Raw genomic sequence first — 4,920 nt, forward strand, 5'->3', positions numbered from 1 at the left:
GCACCGGAGGGCCGGGGAGCCCCGGGCACAGGACGCGCGCAGCCAGGAGACCCGGGAGAAGCTGCTCGAAGGCGCCCTGCGCGACGAGGAGCGGGCCGCCGGCATCAAGGTGCCCGCCCCCTCCGACGTGCTGCTCGCGCGCGCCCTCGCCGAGCCCGAACGGCTCGTCGCCCACGATCCCGCGTACGCCCGCGGCGCCCAGCGCCTCGGCCTGCTCCTGCGCAAGGCCCGCGAGCTCCTCCAGGGCGGCGGCACCGCCGAGGAGGCCCTGTGGACCCTGTGGGACGGGACCTCCTGGCCCGACCGCCTGGAGCGCCAGGCCCGCCGCGGCGGCGCCGGCGGCCGCAACGCCGACCGCGACCTCGACGCCGTCTGCGCGCTCTTCGACACCGCCGCCCGCGCCGAGGAACGCACCGGCGGCCGCGGCGCCCTCAACTTCCTCGAACAGCTCGAAGCCGAGGACATCGCCGCCGACACCCTCACCACCCGCGCCACCCGCTCCGAGGCCGTCCGCCTCATGACCGCCCACCGTTCCAAGGGCCTGGAGTGGTCCCTGGTCGTCGTGGCCGGCGTTCAGGAGGGGCTCTGGCCCGACCTGCGCCGCCGCGGCTCCCTCCTCGAAGCCGACCGCATCGGCCTCGACGGCCTCGCCGAGCCCCTCACCCCCGGCGCGCTGCTCGCCGAGGAGCGCCGCCTCTTCTACGTGGCCGCCACCCGCGCCCGCGACCGCCTCGTCGTCACCGCCGTCAAGGCCCCCGCCGAGGACGGCGACCAGCCCTCCCGCTTCCTGACCGAGCTCGGCGTCCCCCCGAAGGACGTCGCCGGCCGGCCGCGCCGCCCCCTCGCCGTGCCCGCCCTCGTCGCCGAGCTGCGCGCCACCACCGTCGACCCCGACGCCTCACCCGCGCTCCGCGAGGCCGCCGCCCGCCGGCTCGCCCGCCTCGCCGCGCTGACCGACGAGGACGACCGCCCGCTGGTCCCCGCCGCGCACCCGCAGCGCTGGTGGGGGCTGTACGAGCCCACCGCCTCGGCCGTCCCGCTGCGCGACCGGGACCGGCCCGTCGCCCTCTCCGGCAGCGCCCTGGACCAGCTCGCCAACACCTGCTCCCTCCAGTGGTTCCTCGGCCGCGAGGTCAAGGCCGACGCCCCCTCCACCGCCGCCCAGGGCTTCGGCAACGTCGTCCACGTCCTCGCCGACGAGGTCGCCTCCGGCCGCACCCCCGCCGACCTGGCCGTCCTGATGGAACGCCTCGATTCCGTCTGGGACGCCCTCGCCTTCGACGCCCCGTGGAAGTCCCGCCAGGAGAAGGACAACGCCCGCGCCGCCCTGGAGCGCTTCCTGCGCTGGCACACCACCGACCGCGGGGGCCGGGCGGCCGTGGCCACGGAGCACTCGTTCGACGTCACGCTCGAAGCGGGCGAGTACGCCGTCCGGATCCGGGGTTCCATGGACCGGGTCGAATCGGACCCGCAGGGGCGTGCGTACGTCGTCGACTTCAAGACCGGCAAGGCCGCGCCCACCAGGGACGAGGTCGCGCGGCACCCCCAGCTCGCCGTGTACCAGCTCGCGGTCCGCGAAGGCGCCGTCGACGAGGTCTTCGACGGGGTCCGCCCCGACGCGGGCGGCGCCGAACTGGTGCAGCTGCGCCAGGGCGCCGCCGTACGGGACGGCGGGGACGAGGTGCCGAAGGTCCAGGCGCAGCAGCCCCTCGACGGCGCCTGGGTCGGGGACCTGCTCGCCACGGCCGCCGGCCGGGTCCTGGACGAGCGCTTCGCGCCCGCCACCGGCAGGCACTGCGACCACTGCTCCTTCCGCAGCTCGTGCAGCGCCCGTCCGGAGGGCCGCCAGACCGTCGAGTGACCGGCGGGCGAGACGGCCGGCGGGTGAGGCCCGAGGGGTGCGGCCCGAGGGGTGAGGCGCCCGAGGGGTGAGACGGCCTGCGCGTCAGACGCCCGGCGGGTGAGACGGCGGCCGGGAGTGTCCGTGGCTCGGGCTAGCCTCTTCACGTGTCCGCGCGTCCGTCCGTCCTCACCGACCCCGAGCAGCTCAAGGAGCTCCTCGGCATCCCTTTCACGCCCGAACAGCTGGCCTGCATCACCGCTCCCGCCGCCCCGCAGGTCATCGTGGCCGGCGCCGGGTCCGGCAAGACCACGGTGATGGCCGCCCGCGTGGTCTGGCTGGTCGGCACCGGAGCGGTCGCGCCCGAGCAGGTCCTCGGCCTCACCTTCACCAACAAGGCCGCCGCCGAACTCGCCGAGCGCGTCCGCAAGGCCCTCGCGCGGGCCGGCATCACCGACCCGGACCCGTCCCCCGCCGTCGCCGGGGGGAGCGCCGCCCCGGCCGACGCGCTCGCCACCGACGCGCTCGCCGCCGGCGGCGAGCCCCGCATCTCCACGTACCACGCCTTCGCCGGCCAGCTGCTCAAGGACCACGGCCTGCGCATCGGTCTGGAGCCCAGTGCCCGGCTGCTCGCCGACGCCACCCGCTTCCAGCTCGCCGCGCGCGTGCTGCGCGAGGCGCCCGGACCGTACCCGGCGCTCACCAAATCCGTCCCCGACCTGGTCAGTGACCTGCTCGCGCTCGACGGGGAGCTCTCCGAGCACCTGGTCTCCCCGGCGCAGCTGCGCGCGTACGACACCGGGCTCCTCGACGCCCTCGCCACGACCAGGCTCACCAACGACGACCTGCGCAAGGTGCCCGGGGCCGTGCGCGGCCGCCTCGAACTGCTGGAGCTGACCGAGCGCTACCGCGCCACCAAACGCTCCCGCGACCTGCTCGACTTCAGCGACCAGATAGCCCTCTCCGCGGAACTCGCCACCACCCGGCCCGAGGTGGGTACGCTGCTGCGCGAGGAGTTCCGGGTGGTCCTCCTCGACGAGTACCAGGACACCTCCGTCGCCCAGCGGCTGCTGCTGTCCGGCCTGTTCGGCGGCGGCACCGGGCACGCCGTGACCGCCGTCGGCGACCCCTGCCAGGCGATCTACGGCTGGCGCGGTGCGTCCGTGGCCAACCTGGACGACTTCCCCGAGCACTTCCCGCACGCCGACGGCCGCCCCGCCACCCGCTTCTCCCTCAGCGAGAACCGGCGCAGCGGCGGCCGCCTCCTCGACCTGGCCAACGGGCTGGCCGCGCCGCTGCGCTCCATGCACGAGGGCGTCGAAGCGCTGCGCGCGGCGCCGGGGGAGGAGCAGGCCGGCACCGTCCGCTGCGCCCTGCTGGACACGCACGCCGAGGAGCTGGAATGGCTCGCGGACTCGGTCGCGCACCTGGTCCGTACGGGGACGGAACCGCGCGAGATCGCGGTGCTCTGCCGGTCGGCGCAGGACTTCGCGCAGATCCAGGCCGTCCTGGTGGCCCGGGACGTGCCGGTCGAGGTCGTCGGACTGTCGGGCCTGCTGCACCTGCCCGAGGTCGCGGACCTGGTCGCGGTGTGCGAGGTGCTCCAGGACCCCGGCGCCAACGCCTCCCTCGTCCGGCTCCTGATCGGCCCGCGCTGGCGGATCGGCGCCCGTGACCTGGCCCTGCTGGGCCGCCGGGCCCGGCAGCTGATCGGCCGAGCGCCCGGCGAAGCGGACCCGGACGAGCGGCTCGCGGCGGCGGTGGAGGGCGTGGACCCGGCGGAGGTCGTCTCGCTGGCGGACGCGCTGGAGACGTTCCTGGACGGATCGGGGCACGCGGCGCCCGCCGACGACCTGCCGTTCTCGGCGGCGGCCAGGGTCCGCTTCGCGCACCTCGCCCAGGAGCTGCGCGACCTGCGGCGTTCCCTCGCAGACCCGCTGATGGACGTACTGCACCGGGTGCTGGCGGTGACCGGCCTGGACGTCGAACTGTCCGCGTCGCCGCACGCGCTGGCGGCCCGGCGCCGCGAATCGCTGTCCGGCTTCCTGGACGTGGCGGCCGGCTTCGCCTCCCTGGACGGCGAGGCGTCCCTGCTCGCCTTCCTCGGGTTCCTGCGCACGGCCGTCCAGTACGAGAAGGGCCTGGACCACGCCCTGCCCGGCGGGGAGAACACGGTGAAGGTGCTCACCGCCCACAAGTCCAAGGGGCTGGAGTGGGACGTGGTGGTGGTTCCGGACCTGTGCGCGGGCTCGTTCCCGAAGGAGAAGGCCCCGGAGCCGTGGACCTCGTACGCCAAGGTCCTGCCGTACGCGCTGCGCGGCGACGCGGCCACGCTGCCGGGCGATCCGGCGTGGACCTCGTCCGGGCTGAAGTCCTTCAAGGCCGCCCTGAAGGAGCACAAGGCGGTGGAGGAGCTCCGCCTGGGCTACGTCACGTTCACCCGGCCCCGCTCGCTGCTGCTGGCCTCCGGGCACTGGTGGGGCCCGACCCAGAAGAAGCGCCGCGGGCCCTCGGCCTTCCTGACCTCCCTGTACGAGCACTGCGTGGCGGGCCACGGCGAGATCGAGGCCTGGGCGCAGGAACCGGACCCGGACACGGAGAACCCGTCGCTCGCCACGGAGTCCACCCCGGACCGGTCCTGGCCCCTGCCCCTGGACCCGGACTCCCTGGCCCTGCGCCGGGCGGCGGCGGCCCTGGTCGAATCCCACCTGTCCGCCCCGGCCGCGGACCCCTACGCGTGGCCGCCGCACTGCGAGGACCCGTCGTACGCGGAAGAACCGCCCACCGACGACCCGTCGTACGCGGAAGAACCGCCCACCGACGACCCGTCGTACGCGGAAGAACCGCCCACCGACGACCTCTGGCCCCCGGCCGCCCCCGCCGACGAGGACCTCTGGGCCGGGGACGAACCCGCCGCCCGGCCCGGCTCAGGCGCGCCCGGGGCGCACGCGCGGGAGTCCCGATCCGAGGGCCCGGCCCCGGGCGACGGCGCACCCGTACCCCGGCTCCGGGACGGAGCCCCGCTTCCGGAGAGCGCCGGCACGCCGGGTGACCCCCCTGTCGCTGTGTCTCAAGTGCGC

The 4,920-nt window shown here is 75.9% G+C and carries 2 protein-coding genes; both read left to right on the forward strand.

The features are described 5' to 3' along the window. Nucleotides 1-1,861 (forward strand): PD-(D/E)XK nuclease family protein (locus ACFXA3_RS35210; RefSeq protein WP_385193882.1); only part of this gene is annotated, 1,861 nt, incomplete at its 5' end. A gap of 146 nt (nt 1,862-2,007) precedes the next feature. After that, nucleotides 2,008-4,920 (forward strand): UvrD-helicase domain-containing protein (locus tag ACFXA3_RS35215; protein ID WP_385193884.1); only part of this gene is annotated, 2,913 nt, incomplete at its 3' end.

Origin of the sequence: Streptomyces sp. NPDC059456, assembly GCF_042750055.1 — a bacterium.
GTDB lineage: Bacteria > Actinomycetota > Actinomycetes > Streptomycetales > Streptomycetaceae > Streptomyces.